Source organism: Mesorhizobium sp. M0761, assembly GCF_040320205.1.
Lineage (GTDB): Bacteria > Pseudomonadota > Alphaproteobacteria > Rhizobiales > Rhizobiaceae > Mesorhizobium.
In genome coordinates this window covers 150316-167059 of the sequence record NZ_JAMYPF010000001.1, presented here as the reverse complement: position 1 = coordinate 167059, position 16744 = coordinate 150316, and the positions used below count along the sequence as shown (strand labels likewise).

At 63.6% G+C, this 16744-nt stretch carries 14 protein-coding genes and 1 tRNA gene; 9 read left to right on the top strand and 6 right to left on the bottom strand.

What is annotated here, in order from left to right; all coding sequences use genetic code 11:
* Positions 1-23: 23 nt before the first annotated feature.
* Positions 24-1208 carry a pyridoxal phosphate-dependent aminotransferase gene (locus NKI32_RS00815; protein WP_023671932.1) on the top strand — a complete coding sequence of 395 codons (1185 nt, stop codon included), beginning with the start codon at positions 24-26 and terminating at the stop codon, positions 1206-1208.
* A 12-nt stretch (positions 1209-1220) separates the two neighbouring features.
* On the opposite strand, the gene NKI32_RS00810 is transcribed toward NKI32_RS00815, so the two are convergent.
* Complete coding sequence (locus NKI32_RS00810; protein ID WP_023671933.1) at positions 1221-1982, bottom strand: SDR family oxidoreductase; 762 nt, start codon at positions 1980-1982, stop codon at positions 1221-1223.
* Between the two features lie 333 nt (positions 1983-2315).
* The gene (locus tag NKI32_RS00805) at positions 2316-3053 is read right to left on the bottom strand and encodes a tellurite resistance TerB family protein (protein WP_023671935.1); all 738 of its coding nucleotides are present in this window, start codon (positions 3051-3053) and stop codon (positions 2316-2318) included.
* A 203-nt stretch (positions 3054-3256) separates the two neighbouring features.
* On the opposite strand from NKI32_RS00805, the gene NKI32_RS00800 reads away from it, so the two are divergent.
* A complete protein-coding gene (locus NKI32_RS00800) occupies positions 3257-3607 on the top strand; it encodes a YybH family protein (protein ID WP_353001545.1) in 351 nt (116 codons plus the stop codon).
* Between the two features lie 23 nt (positions 3608-3630).
* Here NKI32_RS00800 and trhO read toward each other — a convergent pair whose 3' ends face one another.
* The gene (gene trhO, locus NKI32_RS00795; RefSeq protein ID WP_023686394.1) at positions 3631-4557 is read right to left on the bottom strand and encodes an oxygen-dependent tRNA uridine(34) hydroxylase TrhO; all 927 of its coding nucleotides are present in this window, start codon (positions 4555-4557) and stop codon (positions 3631-3633) included.
* A 174-nt stretch (positions 4558-4731) separates the two neighbouring features.
* Between trhO and NKI32_RS00790 the strand changes: the two genes are divergently transcribed.
* Positions 4732-5370 carry a 2-dehydro-3-deoxy-phosphogluconate aldolase gene (locus NKI32_RS00790; RefSeq protein ID WP_023671938.1) on the top strand — a complete coding sequence of 213 codons (639 nt, stop codon included), beginning with the start codon at positions 4732-4734 and terminating at the stop codon, positions 5368-5370.
* 137 nt (positions 5371-5507) lie between these two features.
* On the opposite strand, the gene NKI32_RS00785 is transcribed toward NKI32_RS00790, so the two are convergent.
* From NKI32_RS00785 to NKI32_RS00775, 3 genes are all read right to left on the bottom strand, one after another.
* Positions 5508-5581, bottom strand: a tRNA-Gln gene (locus NKI32_RS00785).
* Between the two features lie 115 nt (positions 5582-5696).
* Complete coding sequence (gene mepK / locus NKI32_RS00780) at positions 5697-7523, bottom strand: peptidoglycan L,D-endopeptidase MepK (RefSeq protein ID WP_352758749.1); 1827 nt, start codon at positions 7521-7523, stop codon at positions 5697-5699.
* Positions 7524-7911: 388 nt separating this feature from the next.
* Positions 7912-9450: a sigma-54-dependent transcriptional regulator gene (locus NKI32_RS00775; protein ID WP_023671940.1), complete on the bottom strand. Its 1539-nt coding sequence runs from the start codon at positions 9448-9450 to the stop codon at positions 7912-7914.
* Between the two features lie 145 nt (positions 9451-9595).
* Between NKI32_RS00775 and NKI32_RS00770 the strand changes: the two genes are divergently transcribed.
* From NKI32_RS00770 to NKI32_RS00745, 6 genes are all read left to right on the top strand, one after another.
* A complete protein-coding gene (locus tag NKI32_RS00770) occupies positions 9596-11434 on the top strand; it encodes a M3 family oligoendopeptidase (protein ID WP_023744200.1) in 1839 nt (612 codons plus the stop codon).
* 414 nt (positions 11435-11848) lie between these two features.
* Positions 11849-12565, top strand: a complete 717-nt coding sequence (locus NKI32_RS00765) for a helix-hairpin-helix domain-containing protein (RefSeq protein ID WP_023683256.1) — start codon at positions 11849-11851, stop codon at positions 12563-12565.
* A gap of 163 nt (positions 12566-12728) precedes the next feature.
* Positions 12729-13874, top strand: coding sequence for an aminodeoxychorismate synthase component I (locus NKI32_RS00760; protein ID WP_353001542.1), 1146 nt, complete (start codon positions 12729-12731; stop codon positions 13872-13874).
* Positions 13823-14485 carry an aminotransferase class IV family protein gene (locus NKI32_RS00755; RefSeq protein ID WP_353001540.1) on the top strand — a complete coding sequence of 221 codons (663 nt, stop codon included), beginning with the start codon at positions 13823-13825 and terminating at the stop codon, positions 14483-14485. Before NKI32_RS00760 ends, NKI32_RS00755 begins: the two co-directional genes overlap by 52 nt.
* A gap of 52 nt (positions 14486-14537) precedes the next feature.
* Positions 14538-15461 (top strand): heme-dependent oxidative N-demethylase family protein, encoded by a 924-nt coding sequence (locus NKI32_RS00750; protein WP_353001538.1) that lies wholly within the window; start codon positions 14538-14540, stop codon positions 15459-15461.
* Between the two features lie 2 nt (positions 15462-15463).
* Positions 15464-16702, top strand: coding sequence for a hypothetical protein (locus tag NKI32_RS00745; RefSeq protein ID WP_352462029.1), 1239 nt, complete (start codon positions 15464-15466; stop codon positions 16700-16702).
* Positions 16703-16744 lie beyond the last annotated feature (42 nt).

Here is a 16744-nt window from a genome sequence, read left to right as displayed (position 1 = left end):
CAAGAACCACACGGACGGGAAAAATGCTCCACACGATTTCGGCCTTCGACCGCCTCGGCGAGGAAAACGCCTTTGCCGTGCTGGCGCGGGCGACCGCACTGGCTCAACAGGGCCGCGATATCGTCAATCTCGGCATCGGCCAGCCCGACTTCAAAACGCCGCAGCACATTGTCGACGCAGCGATCAAGGCGCTGCGCGACGGTCACCATGGCTACACCCCGGCCAACGGCCTGCTGGCGACGCGCGAAGCGGTGGTGCGGCGCACGCTGGCCACCACCGGCGTCGAGGTCTCGCCGGAAAATGTGATGATCCTGCCCGGCGGCAAGCCGACCATGTTCGCGGCGATCCTGATGTTCGGCGAACCCGGCGCCGAGATCCTCTATCCCGACCCTGGCTTTCCCATCTATCGCTCGATGATCGAGTTCACCGGCGCCGCGCCCATTCCGGTGCCGATCCGCGAAGAGAACGGCTTTGCCTTCTCGGCCGAGGAGACGCTGGGGCTGATCACCTCGAAGACGAGGCTGCTAATCCTCAACTCACCGGCCAACCCGACCGGCGGCGTCACGCCGCGCGCCGAGATCGAGAAGCTGGTGGAGGGGCTGCAAGCGCATCCGCAGGTCGCTATCCTCTCCGACGAAATCTACGACGTCATGACCTATGACGGCGAGACGCATTTTTCGCTGCTCAATTTTCCGGAAATTCGCGACCGGCTGATCGTGCTCAACGGCTGGTCGAAGACATGGGCGATGACCGGCTGGCGCATGGGCTGGTCGATCTGGCCGAATGGCGACAAGGGCGCGCATCTCTACGACAAGGTGCGCAAGCTGGCGGTCAATTGCTGGTCCTGCGTCAACGCGCCGAGCCAGTTCGCCGGCATCGCCGCCATCGACGGCCCGCAGGACGATGTCGACAAGATGATGCGCGCCTTCGACAACCGCAGGAAGATCGTGGTCGAGGGGCTGAACGCGCTGCCCGGCGTCTCCTGCATCACGCCCAAGGGCGCATTCTATGCCTTCCCGAATGTTTCGAAGACCGGCTGGAAGGCCAAGAAGCTCGCCTCGGCACTGCTCGAGGAGGCCGGCGTGGCGCTGATCGGCGGCCCCGATTTCGGCATTCTCGGCGAAGGCTACATCAGGCTCTCCTACGCCAATTCCGAAGAGAACATCTTGCGCGCGCTGGAGCGGATCGAGTCGTTTTTGAAGAGGTAGGCCTTCGGCTCTTCACCCACGCCCCACGAACGGCATCTTGGTCGCCATCACCGTCATGAACAGCACATTGGCATCGAGCGGCAGGCTGGCCATGTGGACGACGGCGTCGGCGACGCGCTGGACGTCCATCACCGCTTCGGCGGCGATGGTGCCATTGGCCTGCGGCACGCCGACCGTCATTGCGTGCGCCATATCGGTCAGCGCGTTGCCTATGTCGATCTGGCCGCAGGCGATGTCATAGGGCCGGCCGTCGAGCGCCAGCGTCTTGGTCAGCCCCGATATGGCGTGCTTGGTCGCGGTGTAGGGCACCGAGCCCGGCCGTGGCGCATAGGCCGACACAGAGCCATTGTTGATGATGCGGCCGCCCATTGGCTTTTGCTTGCGCATGACGCCGAAGGCGGCGCGGGCGCATAGGAACGATCCGGTGAGATTGACGCCGACAATATCGTTCCAGACCTCGACCGGGATCTCGTCGATCGGCGTCGACTTGTAGCTCATGCCGGCATTGTTGAAGAGCAGGTCGACGCGGCCGAAGGCTGCGGCCACCGTCTCGAACAGGTCATCGACTTCGCCGGCCTTGCTGATGTCGCAGGCAACTGCCAGCGCCTTGGCGTCCGCTTTCCCGGCTTCGGTAATGGCGGCGTCGAGCACCGCTTTGCGGCGGCCGCAAAACACCGTGTTCCAGCCCGCCTTGAGCAGCGCCGTGGCGACGCTCTTGCCGATGCCGGTGCCGGCGCCGGTGACGATGGCGGTTTTCTCTGTGAGGGCTGTCATGGATTTTGCTCCTGCGCGCCGCGCATCCCCGGCACAGATCGGGGTGCATCCGAATGCACCGACCCATCGCAAATGAGGGCGATCATGGCAAGCCGGACACTAATGCATGTCGCTCAAAAGTGGCCCCGGTTCTGAGAGAACGACATGCATCCGGACAAAAACATGAAGCGCCACGCGCTTTATGTGATCGGTCCGACAAAAAGGGCGGTCATTGGCGACCGCCCCCTGATCTGAACCGGGCTTGGGAGGAGGAAAAGCCGATCCGACTAACTAAAATCATGCGCTTCCTCGGTAAACGAGAAGTTAACGCTTTTCCCGCCGCGGCTGCGTTGTCTACCAGCGCGGGTTCGGCGCCGTGCCTGACGGAACCGGCACCTTGGCCGCCGACACCGTCGCCTCGACATGATCGACGAGCGCATCCGGCAGGCCGAGCCGGCCGGCGAGCAGGTCGAGATAGCCGCGTTCGGCGCGCGTATCGGGGTCGATCGTCAGTCGGGACGCCGTGTAGAGCTCGAGCCTCTGCTCATCGGTCTTGGCGCCTGCGACCAGCGTATCGAGGTCGAGCGGGCTGTCCAGCTCGGCCATCAGAAACTTTTCCGCTTCCGTGCCGATGCCGGCCAGACTGAGCTTGCCGGCGATCTTTTGGCGTTCCGCGTCATCGACATGGCCATCGGCCTTGGCCGCCGAGATCATCGCCCGCACCAGGGTCAGCGTGAACTCGTCCTCCCCCTGTGGCGCCTGTGAAGGATGAAAGCCGGTGTCGGCGGGCGGCGGCAGCAATTCCGGCTGGCCGGCCGCCGGCGCCTGCTCGGGTGCATTGCCGGCCTTGTAATTCTGGTAGGCCTTGTAGGCGAGACCGCCGATCGCAGCCAGTCCGCCGAGCTTCACGGCCGTGCCGGTGACCTGCCGTCCCGTGCCGGTTCCAAGCAGCACCGCGGCCAGCGCACCGGCGGCCAGCGGATTGTCCTTGGCCATCTGCACAGCCTGCCCGGCCTTGTCGCGAACGGTGCCGGTTGTGCCGGGAACTTGCGAGCCGAGCAGATCGTCGAGAAGCTTCTTGGGGTCGAACATGGTGCCTCCAGAAAAGGGCCCGCGCGAACGTGGACGGGCAGGTTTTGGACGTTGCAGACGTAGGTCCCGATTGTTGACATTACAATGACGGACCGGCGCTTTGCTATCGGCGCCGGCAATGCCGCAAATCAAATTCGATGTGTCGAAACCCGCCTCGGCTTCGGTTAGTGTCGCCGCAACGTCGGCGAGGGAGGAGTTTTGCCGTGACCGATCAGCCAGACCGCGACCAAGCACGAGATCCCCAGGATCTGGAGCGCCTGCTAATTGATCGGCAATGGGCGGGAGACATTGAGGGCATGGTAGCGCTGTTCGAACCCGATGCCGTCATCGACACCGGAGCAGCCGAATTGACGCGTGGCCATGAGGCGATCCGCGCCTTTGCCGCGAGCTGGCGAAAATTCCAGCGCGGCGAGCAGCGCCCGGCGGCCATTAACGGCGACCTCGCGTTGACGTCGACCAGGCTTGCCGACGGCTCGATAACCTCAGAGGTCGCGCGCCGGCAGGCCGACGGCACATGGCTGTGGGTGATCGACCGCTATTCTGTCGTGTGGTGATCCAGTCAGGGCGTCGGCGGCACTTAACTGCCGATATGTCCCCTGCCCTGCGCCTGCGCAAGTTCGACCTGGCGCTGGCGCTCGGCATAGCGGGTGCGATCCTCATCCGAGCGTGCCTCGTAGCAATGCGGGCATGACACGCCGGTGGAAAAATGCGGCGACAGCCGGTTCTCCGGCGTCAGCGGATGCCGGCAGGCGCGGCAGAGTTCGGCCTCGCCTTCGGTCAACCCATGCGACACCGAGACCCGCTCGTCGAAGACGAAACACTCGCCCTGCCACAGGCTGTCTTCGGCCGGCACCTCTTCAAGATATCTGAGGATGCCGCCCTTGAGATGGAACACATCCTCGAAGCCGAGCGACTTCACATAGGCCGTCGCCTTTTCGCAGCGGATGCCGCCGGTGCAGAACATCGCAACCTTGCGGCCGTCGAGTTGGTCGCGGTGTTTTTCCACCCAGGCCGGGAATTCGCGAAAGCTCGACGTGCGCGGGTCCACCGCGCCCTCGAACGTCCCGATCGACACTTCGTACGCGTTGCGTGTGTCGATGACGATGGTGCCGGGGTCCGAGATCAGCGCGTTCCAGTCGGCCGGCGCGACATAGGTCCCCGCACCCGTCGCCGGGTCGAGGTCTTCGACGCCCATGGTGACGATCTCGCGCTTCAGCCGCACCTTCATGCGATGGAACGGCATTTCGGCGGCAGTGCTGTATTTGACCTCGAGATCGGCAAGACCCTCGATGGCCTCGAGATAAGCGATCAGGTCGGCTATGTCGGCTTCGCTGCCGGCGACCGTGCCGTTAATGCCCTCCTGCGCCAGAAGCAGCGTGCCCTTGATGCCGCGCCCGCAGCAGAAGGCGGCAAGCGGCGTGCGCAAGACCCGCAGCGCGTCGAAGTCGCCCAGCCTCGCAAATTTGTAGAGCGCGGCGACGCGCACGGGTTCATGGTTGGTCATCGCCAAGCCACTAGACCGTGGTCAAAGCGGATTCAAGGCAGAGCTAAAGACACTTCGTCGGTATTCGCCCGCAGGCTCGTTGGCCGACATGTGACATCGCGGCAGGCCGGGTTTCGTGGACTCGGAATCGGCCTTCTGCTAGTCGGTTGAAATCACCCAGGGAGAGAAAAGCCAATGCCCAGCAAGACCGAAAAGCTCCTGTCGCTGCTCAATGGCCAGCCGGTCATTCCGGTGCTGAAGATCGCCAATGTCGCGGACGCCGTCCCGCTCGCCCGGGCGCTGGCCGCCGGCGGCCTGCCGGCGATCGAGATCACGTTGAGAACCGCCGATGCGCTGGAAGCGATCCGCCGCGTGGCCGGTGAGGTCGAGGGCGCCATTGTCGGCGCCGGCACAATTCTCGATGCCAAGCAGTTCGACCAGGCAGCGGCGGCTGGCTCGAAGTTCATCGTCAGCCCCGGCATCACGCGCGAGTTGCTGGCGGCGGCCAAGGACAGCGACGTTCCCTTGCTGCCCGGCGCCATCACGCCCGGCGAGATCATGGCTGCCCGCGAGGCCGGCCTGCGGTTCCTGAAATTCTTCCCGGCCGAACAATCCGGCGGCATCGCCTCGCTGAAGGCCTTTGCCTCGCCGCTGGCCGACGTGAAATTCTGCCCGACCGGCGGCATCTCGGCCAAGAACGCCGCCGACTATCTCAGCCTGTCCAACGTTATCTGCGTCGGCGGCTCGTGGGTGGCGCCGGACGAGTTGGTCAAGGCCGGCAAGTGGGATGAGATCGAGGCGCTCGCACAGAGCGCGAGCAAGCTCGGAAAATAACCTCCGCTACTTTATCTTTGCGCAATCCCAAGGGAAGCGCTCCGCGCTTTCCCGGGAAAATCACAGTGTTCCCGGAATTGCACTCGGCACAAAAACCCGCCAGCTGCGCCGACCGGGTTTGCTACGCGTTGAGATTTTGGTTCCCGCTCATGGGCTCGAACCACGATTCACGCCTTCAAAGGGCGCTGTCCTACCATTAGACGAAGCGGGAATGCAGGCTGGTGGTTAGCATTCCGGGACGCTAGAAGCCAGTGCTGGAGATTCGCCAACAGCAAAAAGCCGCGCGGGTTGCCCAGCGCGGCTTCGATGTTTACCCCGTCGAGCTCTTACTTCGTCTGGAAGCGGGCGACCGAAAGGAATTTTACGGCATTGCCGGTGAAGCGGTTGGCATCGGCCATCTGGTTGTCCGCCTGGAAGCCTGCGGTGTAGACCTCGCTCGGCGGCGTATGCACGATGTTGTAGGCATAGCGCGGCGCTGTCGTCGGGCTGGAAACGGTGGCGATGTGGTCGCCGCTGCTCAGCGCCCAGCGGGCCGCCTGCGGTTCGGCCGCCACCACCACTGCCTTCGGTCCTGGCTTCAGGTCGCGGGCCGAAGCCCTGGCTTCCTTGCGTGTCGTCTTGACGCCGGCGCCGATCACCGAGGCTGGATCGGTACCGGCGGGACGGGCAGCAATAGCGCCGCGCGGCGATGCGGCATCGACACCTGACGGATCGTTGAACGCCGAGCGCGGCTCAAGCGACGCAACCTGATAGTCGTCGGTAGCACCGGCTGTATCGGCGGCGCTGGCCTGTTCGAGAACCGCCTTGACCTCGTCCGGACGCTGCGACGGCAGCACCGAGAACGCGTCGGTTGCGGTCTGCTTGTGGGCAGCCGTATCGGCCAGCGCCAGCAGAACGCCCTTGTCCTGCGGCGCAAGCTCAGCCGGCGGCGAAGAGCGGTCGGGACGCCAGGTCGGCAACGGGACGTTGACCGCGACCTGCGCCGGAGCGGCAGCTTGATCGGCCCCCTGGTCGGCATTGCTCGCATCGGCCGTGCCGAACGGCACATTGGCCGGCGCCTGCGCCGTCGCCACCGTCTGTTCGGTGGTGGCATCGGCCACGCCGAACGGCACGGTCTCAGGTTGTTGCGCGCCGACATCGGCCTTCGGCCGCGGTGCGAAAGCGGGCAGCGGCACTTCCTTGGCGGGCAGCGCGGCGATGATCGTCTCCGGCGTGTCCTGCGGCTCCGAATCGTCAGCGCTGTCGTCGGCAAGCTGCGGAATGTTGGCGCGCTTGGCGTTCTGCGGCGACACGATCGCGATGCCAGGCAGATTGCTGTTGTTGTTGCTCGTGGCAGCCAGCACCGGCTTCACGCTTCTCGGCGGCGGCGCGGCGGTAGCAACATCGGCGCTGTCGTCGGCTTCGTCTTCACCGCCACCGCCAAAGAACGCGGACAGGAAGCCACCGGATTTCTTGGTGCTGCCGCCTGCGCTGGCCATCATGATGGCAGGAGAACCGGCGCCCTTGCGCGCCTTGTAGGAGGCGAGCGCTTGGTCATAACCCGGCAACGGCCTGCCGTCGCTCGGCACATGCAGCGTCTTGCCATTGGGGAACAGGCTGACCAGTTCCTGGCGGCTGATGCCTGGCCAATGCCGCACATTGCCGACGTCCATGTGGACGAAGGGCGAACCCGACGACGGATAGTAGCCGACGCCGCCGCCCTGCATCTTCAGGCCGATGTTGCGCAGCTTTTTCAGCGGCACACCCGGAATGTAGAAGTCCATCGCCTTGCCCAGCATATGCTGGCTTTCCTTGGCGACACCGCGGCTGCGGCTGCGCAGCATCGAATTGGTCGACGGCGAGCGATAGCCGCAAACGACCTGGATGTAGTCGGTGGCGCCGGCCTGCCGGTAAGCTTCCCACACCAGATCGAGCAGGCGCGGATCCATCTTGGTCGGTTCGTTGCGACGCCAGTCGCGCAGGATGATGTTGATCTTCCTGAGGCCTGCCGGATCGTAGCGGCCATTGCGCTTGTAGACGATCTCGGCCTTTTCGTGCGTGTGGAGGTGATAGAGCTTGAGCGAGCGCGTTTCAGCGCTGGCGCCGGCAGCAGTTGCGGCGAGGAAAGCGAACGCAACGATCAACGCTGCCAGCCATCTCGGCCAGACGCCCATGTGATCGCGCCGCCCGTTTCTGTGTCGTTCGACTTTGTTCAAATCAAAAGGCCTTGCAGGCTGCCGTTTGTCCCCGGATTTGTCCAAACGGATGCGTGGTTCTCACATCCGAATATCGATCCTAATGGTTAATCATCGCTTATTGAAGCCGAAATGCGGTAACACCGTGGCGATATCCCGTCAAAAATATACACAGGATTTCTTGGTAAACTGCTGGTTTAGATCAAGATTCAGCCTTTTCCCGCTACACGATCTGTTACCGCTGGCCTTAATGCGTGAACAACGCTGTCCGCATCAGCCATATTCCCGCCCCAACCCTTATGCAGCGCCGGATGTGGCATGGCAAGCTGGTCCCGGCCTTGCGTTGGCAAGCTGTGGAATTCGGCGTTCAGGAGGCAAGGCGGTCGAGGCGGCCGGTTTCCGGGTCGATGCCGTATTCCTTGAGCTTGCGGTAGAGCGTCGAGCGGCCGATGCCGAGACGCCGTGCGACCTCGCTCATCTGGCCGTTGTAATGGTCGATGGCGAGCTTGATCATTTCGAGTTCGACATCGGCCAGCGCACGCACATTGCCACGCTCGTCCAGCGCCCTCAATGTGCCGAAACGCTGAAGCAACCTGGCCGGAGGGGCGAGCTCGGCAGCTGCAGTACCGGCGTCATCAGTCTGCGCGCCATCGCCTTGCGATCCGGTGCTCAAGGCCATGCCGGGGTCCGACAAGGACGCATCGGCGTCGAGATTGACGGTGCCGTCGACCTGCGCCCGGATCTGCGGAAATTCGTCAGTCGTGAGCACATCGCCTTCGGCAAGCACCGAGGCCCTGAACACGGCGTTTTCCAGCTGCCTGATGTTTCCCGGCCAATCATAGGCCTGCAGCATGGCCAGTGCGGCATCCGAGATGCCGTGCAGGCGATTGCCCGCCGGCGCCACCTTGTCCATGAAATGCTTGACCAGATAGGGGATGTCGTCGCGGCGGTCGCGCAGCGGCGGCACGACGATCGGGTAAACGTTGAGCCGGTAGAACAGGTCCTCGCGAAACTTGCCGTCCTTGACCTGCTGCAGAAGGTTGCGGTGCGTGGCCGAGATCAGCCTGATGTCGACCCTGACGGTGGAACGGCCGCCGACCGGATCGACCTCGCCATCCTGCACGGCGCGCAACAGCTTGACCTGCACGTCGAGCGGCAGGTCGCCGATCTCATCCAGGAACAGGGTGCCCGAATGCGCCTCGACGAACTTGCCGGTGTGCTTTTCGGTGGCGCCGGTGAACGAACCTTTTTCGTGACCGAACAGGATCGATTCGACCAGATTGTCGGGGATGGCGCCGCAATTGACGGTGACGAACGGCTTTGTGCGGCGTTCGCCGCTGCCCTGGATGGCGCGCGCCACCAATTCCTTGCCGACGCCCGATTCGCCCTCGATCAGGATCGGGATGTTGGAGGCCGCAGCCTTCTGGCCGAGGCGGATCACCCGGTCCATCGCCGGGCTGTGCGTGATCATGTCCTTGAAGGTCAGGTGGCCGCCGCGACGCCGCGACGTGCGCTTGACCTCGTCCTCGACCGCCTCGACCTTGAGCGCGTTGCCGACCGCGGTCTGCAGCCGGTCGGGAGACGCCGGCTTGACGACAAAATCGAAAGCGCCGTGGCGCATCGCCGAAACCACCGTTTCGATGCCGCCCTGCGCAGTCTGCACAATGACGGGAACAGTGATGCCGCGCTCGCGCATCGCCTTCAGCACGCCGATGCCGTCGAGGCCCGGCATGACAAGGTCGAGGATGACTGCCGAAATATCCCTCGCATTGGGTCCGTCAAGCGCGCTCAGACCGGCCTCGCCGCCATCGGCAACGATGGCGCTGTGGCCGAATTTCGTCACCGCCGCCTCGAGCAGCCGGCGCTGCACGGGATCGTCATCGACTATAAGAATGGAACCTGTCATGACTGATTTGAGTTGCCCGCCTGGGAAATTCCCATGGATCATCTTGGCACAGGGTTCTAAACAAGGTTTCAAAAAACCCGGTGAACGAATTCCTTAGGATTTGACCGGCTTGTCCTTTCCCCTTGATTCCAGAAGGTAATTGTTGATGAGCAGGATTCTCGGTCGGCAGCTTGCGGCGGTAGCGTCCGGTCAGGGCGCGGCGGAACTCGGCGACCTGCCGGAATGGAATCTCGCCGATCTTTATTCCGGCATGGAGGCGCCCGAACTGAAGCGCGACCTTGCCAAGGCGGCGGCCGATGCCGTCGCCTTCGAGAACCGCTGGAAGGGCACGCTGGCTGCGGAGGCCGAGCGCGGCAGCGCCGGCAGGCTTGGCGAGGCGCTGACAGCCTATGAGGCGCTGGAGGAACTGATCGGCCGCATCGTCTCCTATGCCGGCCTGATCTATGCCGGCAACACCGCCGATCCGCAGCGCGCAAAGCTCTATGGCGACATCCAGGAGAAGATGACCGACGCCAGCGCGCATCTTTTGTTCTTCGCGCTGGAGCTGAACCTGATCGACGACAAGGCGCTCGAAGCAGCCCTCGCCGCCGACGCCGGCTTTGCCCATTACCGCCCCTGGGTGCTCGACCTCAGAATGGACAAGCCCTACCAGCTCGAGGACCGGGTCGAGCAGCTGTTCCATGAGAAATCGATCACCGGACGCGGTGCCTGGAACCGGCTGTTCGACGAGACGATGACCGATCTGCGCTTCGACATAGACGGCGAGGAACTGACGCTGGAGCCGGCGCTGAACCGCCTCCAGGACGCCGATGGGGAGGTCCGCCGCCGCGCCTCCGAAGCGCTGGCCGCAACCTTCCGCAAGAGCCTGCGCACCTTCACGCTGATCACCAACACGCTGGCCAAGGACAAGGAGATTTCCGACCGCTGGCGTGGCTTTGAGGACATCGCCGACTCCCGCCATCTCGCCAACCGCGTCGAGCGCAGCGTGGTTGATGCGCTGGCGTCTGCCGTGCGCGAGGCCTATCCGCGCCTGTCTCATCGCTACTACGCGATGAAGGCGCGCTGGCTCGGCATGGAGGTGATGAACCACTGGGACCGCAACGCCCCCTTGCCCGAAACGCCGCAAGCGGTGATTCCTTGGGATGATGCCAGGAACACTGTGCTGTCGGCCTATCAGCGCTTTTCCCCCGACATGGCGGAGATCGCCCGCACCTTCTTCGACCGCAACTGGATCGACGCGCCGGTCAGGCCCGGCAAATCGCCCGGCGCCTTCGCCCATCCGACCGTGCCTTCGGCGCACCCTTACGTGCTGCTCAACTACATGGGCAAGCCGCGCGATGTGATGACGCTGGCGCATGAACTCGGCCACGGCGTGCATCAGGTGCTGGCCGGCGGCCAGGGCGCCCTGATGGCTTCGACGCCGCTGACTTTGGCCGAGACGGCCTCGGTGTTCGGCGAGATGCTGACCTTCCGTTCGCTGCTCGACCAGACCACCGACAAGCGCGAGCGCAAGGCGATGCTCGCCCAGAAGGTCGAGGACATGATCAACACGGTCGTGCGCCAGATCGCCTTCTACGAGTTCGAGCGCAAGGTGCATGCAGAGCGCAAGAACGGCGAACTGACCTCCGACAAGCTCGGCCAGTTCTGGCTCGAGGTGCAGGCCGAAAGCCTGGGGCCGGCGATCAAGCTGCGTGAGGGCTATGAGGTCTTCTGGACCTACATCCCGCACTTCGTCCACTCCCCCTTCTACGTGTACGCCTATGCCTTTGGCGACTGCCTGGTGAACTCGCTCTACGCGGTCTACCAGAACGCCGAGCATGGCTTCCAGGACAAGTATTTCGAGATGTTGCGCGCCGGCGGCACCAAGCATCACTCGGAGCTTCTCGCGCCCTTCGGCCTCGACGCCACCGACCCCGCCTTCTGGCAGATCGGGCTTGGCGTGATCGGCGGCCTGATCGACGAGTTGGAAGCGCTCGACAGTTAATGCGCGCACCCATTGGACCGATGGCGCAGAGTGACAGGTTCAGGAGCGGTCTCGACTTTGCGGAATCGCAGAACAGTTTAGCCGGAATGCATGTGACGGCAGCGTTGTTCTTGTTCTAAATATCTGTTCTTGAATAACTCTCCGGCGAAATTTTCCGTTAGCTTTCCCGAAGCCGTATGATAGCTTTCCGACCGAAGCTCAGCCGGGCGCGCGGCTTAAGGCCGGACAGCATCCCGGCCCATGGCAGCGGTCTGACGAATGCGACAGCGACGGTTGGCAATGGGCGGGAAAGCCGAACGCCGACAGTCGACGACAGACCGGCTGTTCCCTGAGCCGCCGAACCACATTGGATGATCCGATCTGCCAAGGTCATGACTTGGGACGGCGGCGGACGGATCCGACTGGAGAGAGACGATGACCTTCTTTTACATTGTCCTGGCGTTCCTTGTAGGTGTGTTGGTTGGCTGGTTTATCTGGGGCCGGCTGCGCGGCGAACTTGACAGCCTGCGCGGCGATCTCGACCGCACCCGCAGCGAGCGTGACAGACTGCGCGCCGACGCCGATCGTCTGACTGGCGAACTCGACGCCTGCGGCAAGACCCGCGCCGATCTCGAACGCCGGCTGCGTGAAACATCGACTCCATCCGCCAAGCCTTCCAGTTCGGCGCCGGCCGCGCTGGTGTCGACAGCGGCAACGGCCAAGTCCGCCTCGGCCGCGAAACCTGCCCCCGCCAAACCCGCCGCGGCCAAACCAGCTGCGGCCAAATCCGCGGCCGCAAAACCAGCGGCCAGCAAACCTGCCGCCGCCAAGGCCGCGCCCAAAGCCGCGGCTTCAAAGCCCGCCGCCGTCCCGAAGAAGGCCGCCCCGGCAGCTGGGAAGGCCGACAATTTGCGTCGCCTGATCGGTATCGGCCCGGTCAACGACAAACTGCTCAAGGGCCTTGGCGTCACGACCTACGCGCAGATCGCCGGCTGGACCGCGGCCGACGTCAAGCGCATCGAGGACACGCTGAATTTCGACGGCCGCATCGCTCGCGAAAAGTGGGTCGAGCAGGCCAAGCTGCTTGCCGCCGGCGACGAAAAGGAGTTCGCACGCCAATTCCCGAGCGCCGGGACCGCCAACAACAGCTGATCTGTCATCGGCAACATAACCAGAAGGCGGCGCTCTCGGGCGCCGTCTTTGTTTTTGCATTCGCCACTGTCTTTGCGCCCTGCGACGCCGCTCCCTCGATTGCACGCCGCCCGGCCCCCATATAGAGCGGTTCTGGCGTCATCGACCGCAGTACCCGAGCCCCATGCCCCTGCCCTCTGCCATTTTCCGCAACGATGAAAGCGGCCGTCAGTTGGTCTTCGACCACCCGGCCGACATCATCATTGCCTATGATGGCAAGGATTTTCTGCCGGCGCTGGCGGCCGCGCAGGCGGCGAGCGATGCCGGCAAATGGCTGGCCGGCTATTTCTCCTACGAAGCGGGCTATCTGCTCGAACCGAAACTGGTGCCGCTGCTGCCTGAAGGCCGGCGCGCGCCACTGGTTTGTCTGGGTGTGTTCGATGCTCCGGTCGAAGAGGCCGTGCCGCGCAACGATGCGCCGGCCACCAATGGCCCCATCTTCGACGCCAAGGCCAGTTGGTCCGCTCAGGACTACGCCCAACGCTTCGCGCGCCTTCACGACCACATCCGCAAGGGCGATTGCTACCAAGGCAACCTGACCTTTCCGGTCCGTGCCCAATGGTCGGGCGATCCGCTTGCTGCCTTCGACGCACTGACAGGACGCCAGCCGGTCAAGTATGGCGCGCTGATTTCGCTCGGCGATCCCATCGTCTTGTCGCGTTCGCCCGAGCTGTTCTTCGAGATCAATGCCGAAGGCATGATCGAAACCCATCCGATGAAGGGTACCGCACCGCGCGGCGCGACCAAGGCCGAGGACGCGCGGTTGAAGTCCTTCTTGCGCAACGACGAAAAGAACCAGGCCGAGAACCGAATGATCGTCGATCTCCTGCGCAATGACATCTCGCTGATCAGCGAGGTCGGCACGCTGGAAGTGCCGGAACTGTTCCGCATCGAGAGCTACCCGACCGTCCATCAGATGGTGAGCCGTGTGCGGGCGAAGCTTCTGCCTGATCTCGGCATCCGCCAAATCTTTGGCGCGCTGTTTCCCTGTGGCTCGATCACCGGCGCGCCGAAAATCCGCGCCATGGAAATCCTGCACGAGCTGGAAGAGACACCGCGCGACGTCTATTGCGGCGCCATCGGCTGGATCGCGCCTGCCGGCATGATGCGCTTTTCGGTGGCGATCCGCACCATATCGCTCTTTTCCAGTGGCGAGGCCGTTTACAATGTCGGCGGCGGCGTCGTCTTCGATTCGACGGCGCAAGAGGAGTATCAGGAGTGTCTGCTGAAGGCGCGCTTCGCGACGGGGACACCGCCGATTTCGAGCTGATCGAGACGATGCGCTGGGAGCCCGGCCAGGGCTTTCTGCGCTTCGAACGCCATCTCGCGCGCCTTTACGGCTCGGCGGAAGAACTCGGCTTTGCCTGCGATCCGCAGCGGATCGGCGAGGTGCTGGCGAATACTATCGGGGCGCAGCAAAAGGCGCTGCGCACCCGGCTCGTCCTTCAGCGCAATGGCGAAGTGACCGCCTCGGTCCAGCCCTATGAGCCGTTCGCCGCCGACAAGGTCTGGCGGCTGCGACTGGCGCGGGTCCGGCTCTCTTCCTCGGACGCGCTGCTGCGCCACAAGACCAGCCGGCGACAGATCTACACCCACGCCCGCTCCGAATATCTGATCACCCAGGCCGACGAAGTGTTGCTCGCAAATGAGCGCAGCGAAATCTGCGAAGGCACCATCACCAACGTCTTCGCCGATTTCGGTGATGGCATGCTGATGACACCCAGGCTCGACTGCGGCCTGCTGCCTGGCGTATTGCGCGCCGAGCTGCTGGACGAAGGCCGCGCCCAGGAGGCGATCTACAGCTATGACGAGTTGAAATCCGCCAAAACACTGTTCGTCGGCAATTCTCTGCGCGGCTTGATCCCGGCAACATTGGCCTGATACGAAGCGGCTGCGAGAATAACCGCCGGCATTGGACACTTTCTAGCGAAGCATGAATTCTCGTCAGCCCACGCACACGCCCTATGATGGCTCCTCAAAGCTCTTCACCATCGGGCTGAAGCCGCTCGAACTCGACAAGTGGATCGAGGTCGACCGGTATCTCTTCGACCATCTCGCCGAAAAGCGCCGGCTGTATGCCGAAATTCCCGACAAGGTGTTTGTCGAGGAAGACGGCACGCGCGAAGCCCAGCGCGAAGTGCGCGGCCTCATCGAAGCACATCTGCTGTCGACATTTCCCGGGATGTACCGGCGCACCAATGCCGGGGTTGAGGTCATTGGCGCCAAAGCCGACTCTGACGCCACCTTCCCCGATGCCCCGCTGGTCGCAGCGTCGCTGCTCGTCCAGGAAGACCTGATCCTGATGCGTCGTGACGACACCGGCTGGCGGCTCGCCGCCGGCTCGCTGTGTTTCCCGTCATCCTGGTCGCTGGTCGAGAAATTCGGCCGGCCGCTGCAGCAGATCCACGCACCGGTGCCGGGCTTCGGTCCGGGCACCAGGCCGGCCGAGCTCATCAACCGCATGTTCGACGGCCTGCAGGGCCAGGCCGTCGAACGCTTCAACTGGTCGATCCAGGCCGGCGACGCGCTCTATCATCCGCTCTCCAATGTCGAGCGCATCGACCGCGCCACCAGGCGCCCCTCGCGATTTCCCGACGGCGACGTCAACACCCATGCCTTCATCCGCGTGGAGCGCCAGACGCTGCGCAAACTGCCTCTGTCGCGCGACATCCTGTTCACCATCCGCATCCATCTCGACCCGCTGAAAGTGCTGGCGCGGCATCCCGACCGGGCAACGCTTGCCGCCTCTTTCGCGGCGCAATTGCAGGCGCTGGATGAGGCTCAACTCGACTACAAGGGGATGACATCAGACCGTGACCGGCTGGTGCAACGCCTGCAAACCATGGCTAAGGAGTGACGATGATCCGACATGTTCTGAAGCTAGCCGTCCTGCTCGGTGCATTCCTGGCGTTGCCGGCAACAGCGCATGCGGAACCGGTGACCTATGCGGGGAAGCTCGGCAACATCGACATCGTCGTCGAGTTTACCGGTGATCCGGCGACGGCTGGAGAGGCACTGGCGGCGCGCTATTTCTACCGCTCCAAGGGCGTCGATATTCCTCTGCAGGCGAAGTCGAGCAAGGGCGCCACCTTTCAATTGGCCGAGGAAGAAGCCTGCGATGCCAAGAAGTGCGGCGACGGCCAGGCTCCACCCATCGGCGCCGTCTGGCGGTTGAGTTCCGCCGACAAGGGCAAGACGCTGGAAGGCACCTGGACGGCCAAAAAGACCCTGCCGCTGAAGCTGACAAGGATCGCCAGCCGTGCCCAGACGGAGACGCCGGCGACGACGCCACGCGATCTCTATGATTTCACCGACATGACATTCTCGGGCGACGATGCGCCGATCACCATGGCGGCATCGCCCTACGACTATCTCAAGCTGGATTTTGCGCCCAAGGCAGACGCCAAGGAAGGTTGGCCGGATGCAGCCTACAACTATGTCACCGATCCGCGCACCAAATTCGCCAGGCCGCGCATCGTCGATCTCGCCGGCAGGGCGCCGATCGAAGCCGCCAATGCCTTGCTGCAGAACCGCCATTGGCATGACAGCCTCAGCGCCTTGACGTGCGCGGCGCTGCAATATGCCGGTTTCCACGACGGGCCGCCGATGGAGGGCATGGACGACGATTCGCTTGGCGGCTATGAAGACACGACGTCCAAAGTTACGTCATTGACGCCGAAGCTGATGAGCTGGTCGGAATCCGGCAGCCTCTATTGCGGCGGTGCGCATCCGAACAACTATTCCGACGCCTATGTCATGGACGTGCGCCGTGGCGCCTTGCTTACCCTTCAGGACATGTTTTCCGATACGGTCGACGGCAAGCCAGGCCCCTCGCTGGCCACCTTCGTCAAGGAGAAGCGCAAGAAGCCAAGCGACCAGACCGAGGTGGATTACGAGGCCGAATGCGGCATCGACGATTTGATCGGCGACTATCTCGGCGCCAGCCTGAAGCGCGATGGCGACAGGCAGGTTCTGGTCTTCGGACTGCAAGGTTTGCCCAACGTCATCCAGGCTTGCGCCGGCGATCTCGTTGAAATCCCGGACTCCGAAGCACAAGCGCTGCTCACGCCGGAATTCGCGAAACTGCTCGAACCGTAGGCGCATCTGCGCCGTCGGGAACTAACCTTATCCCTGCTTTTC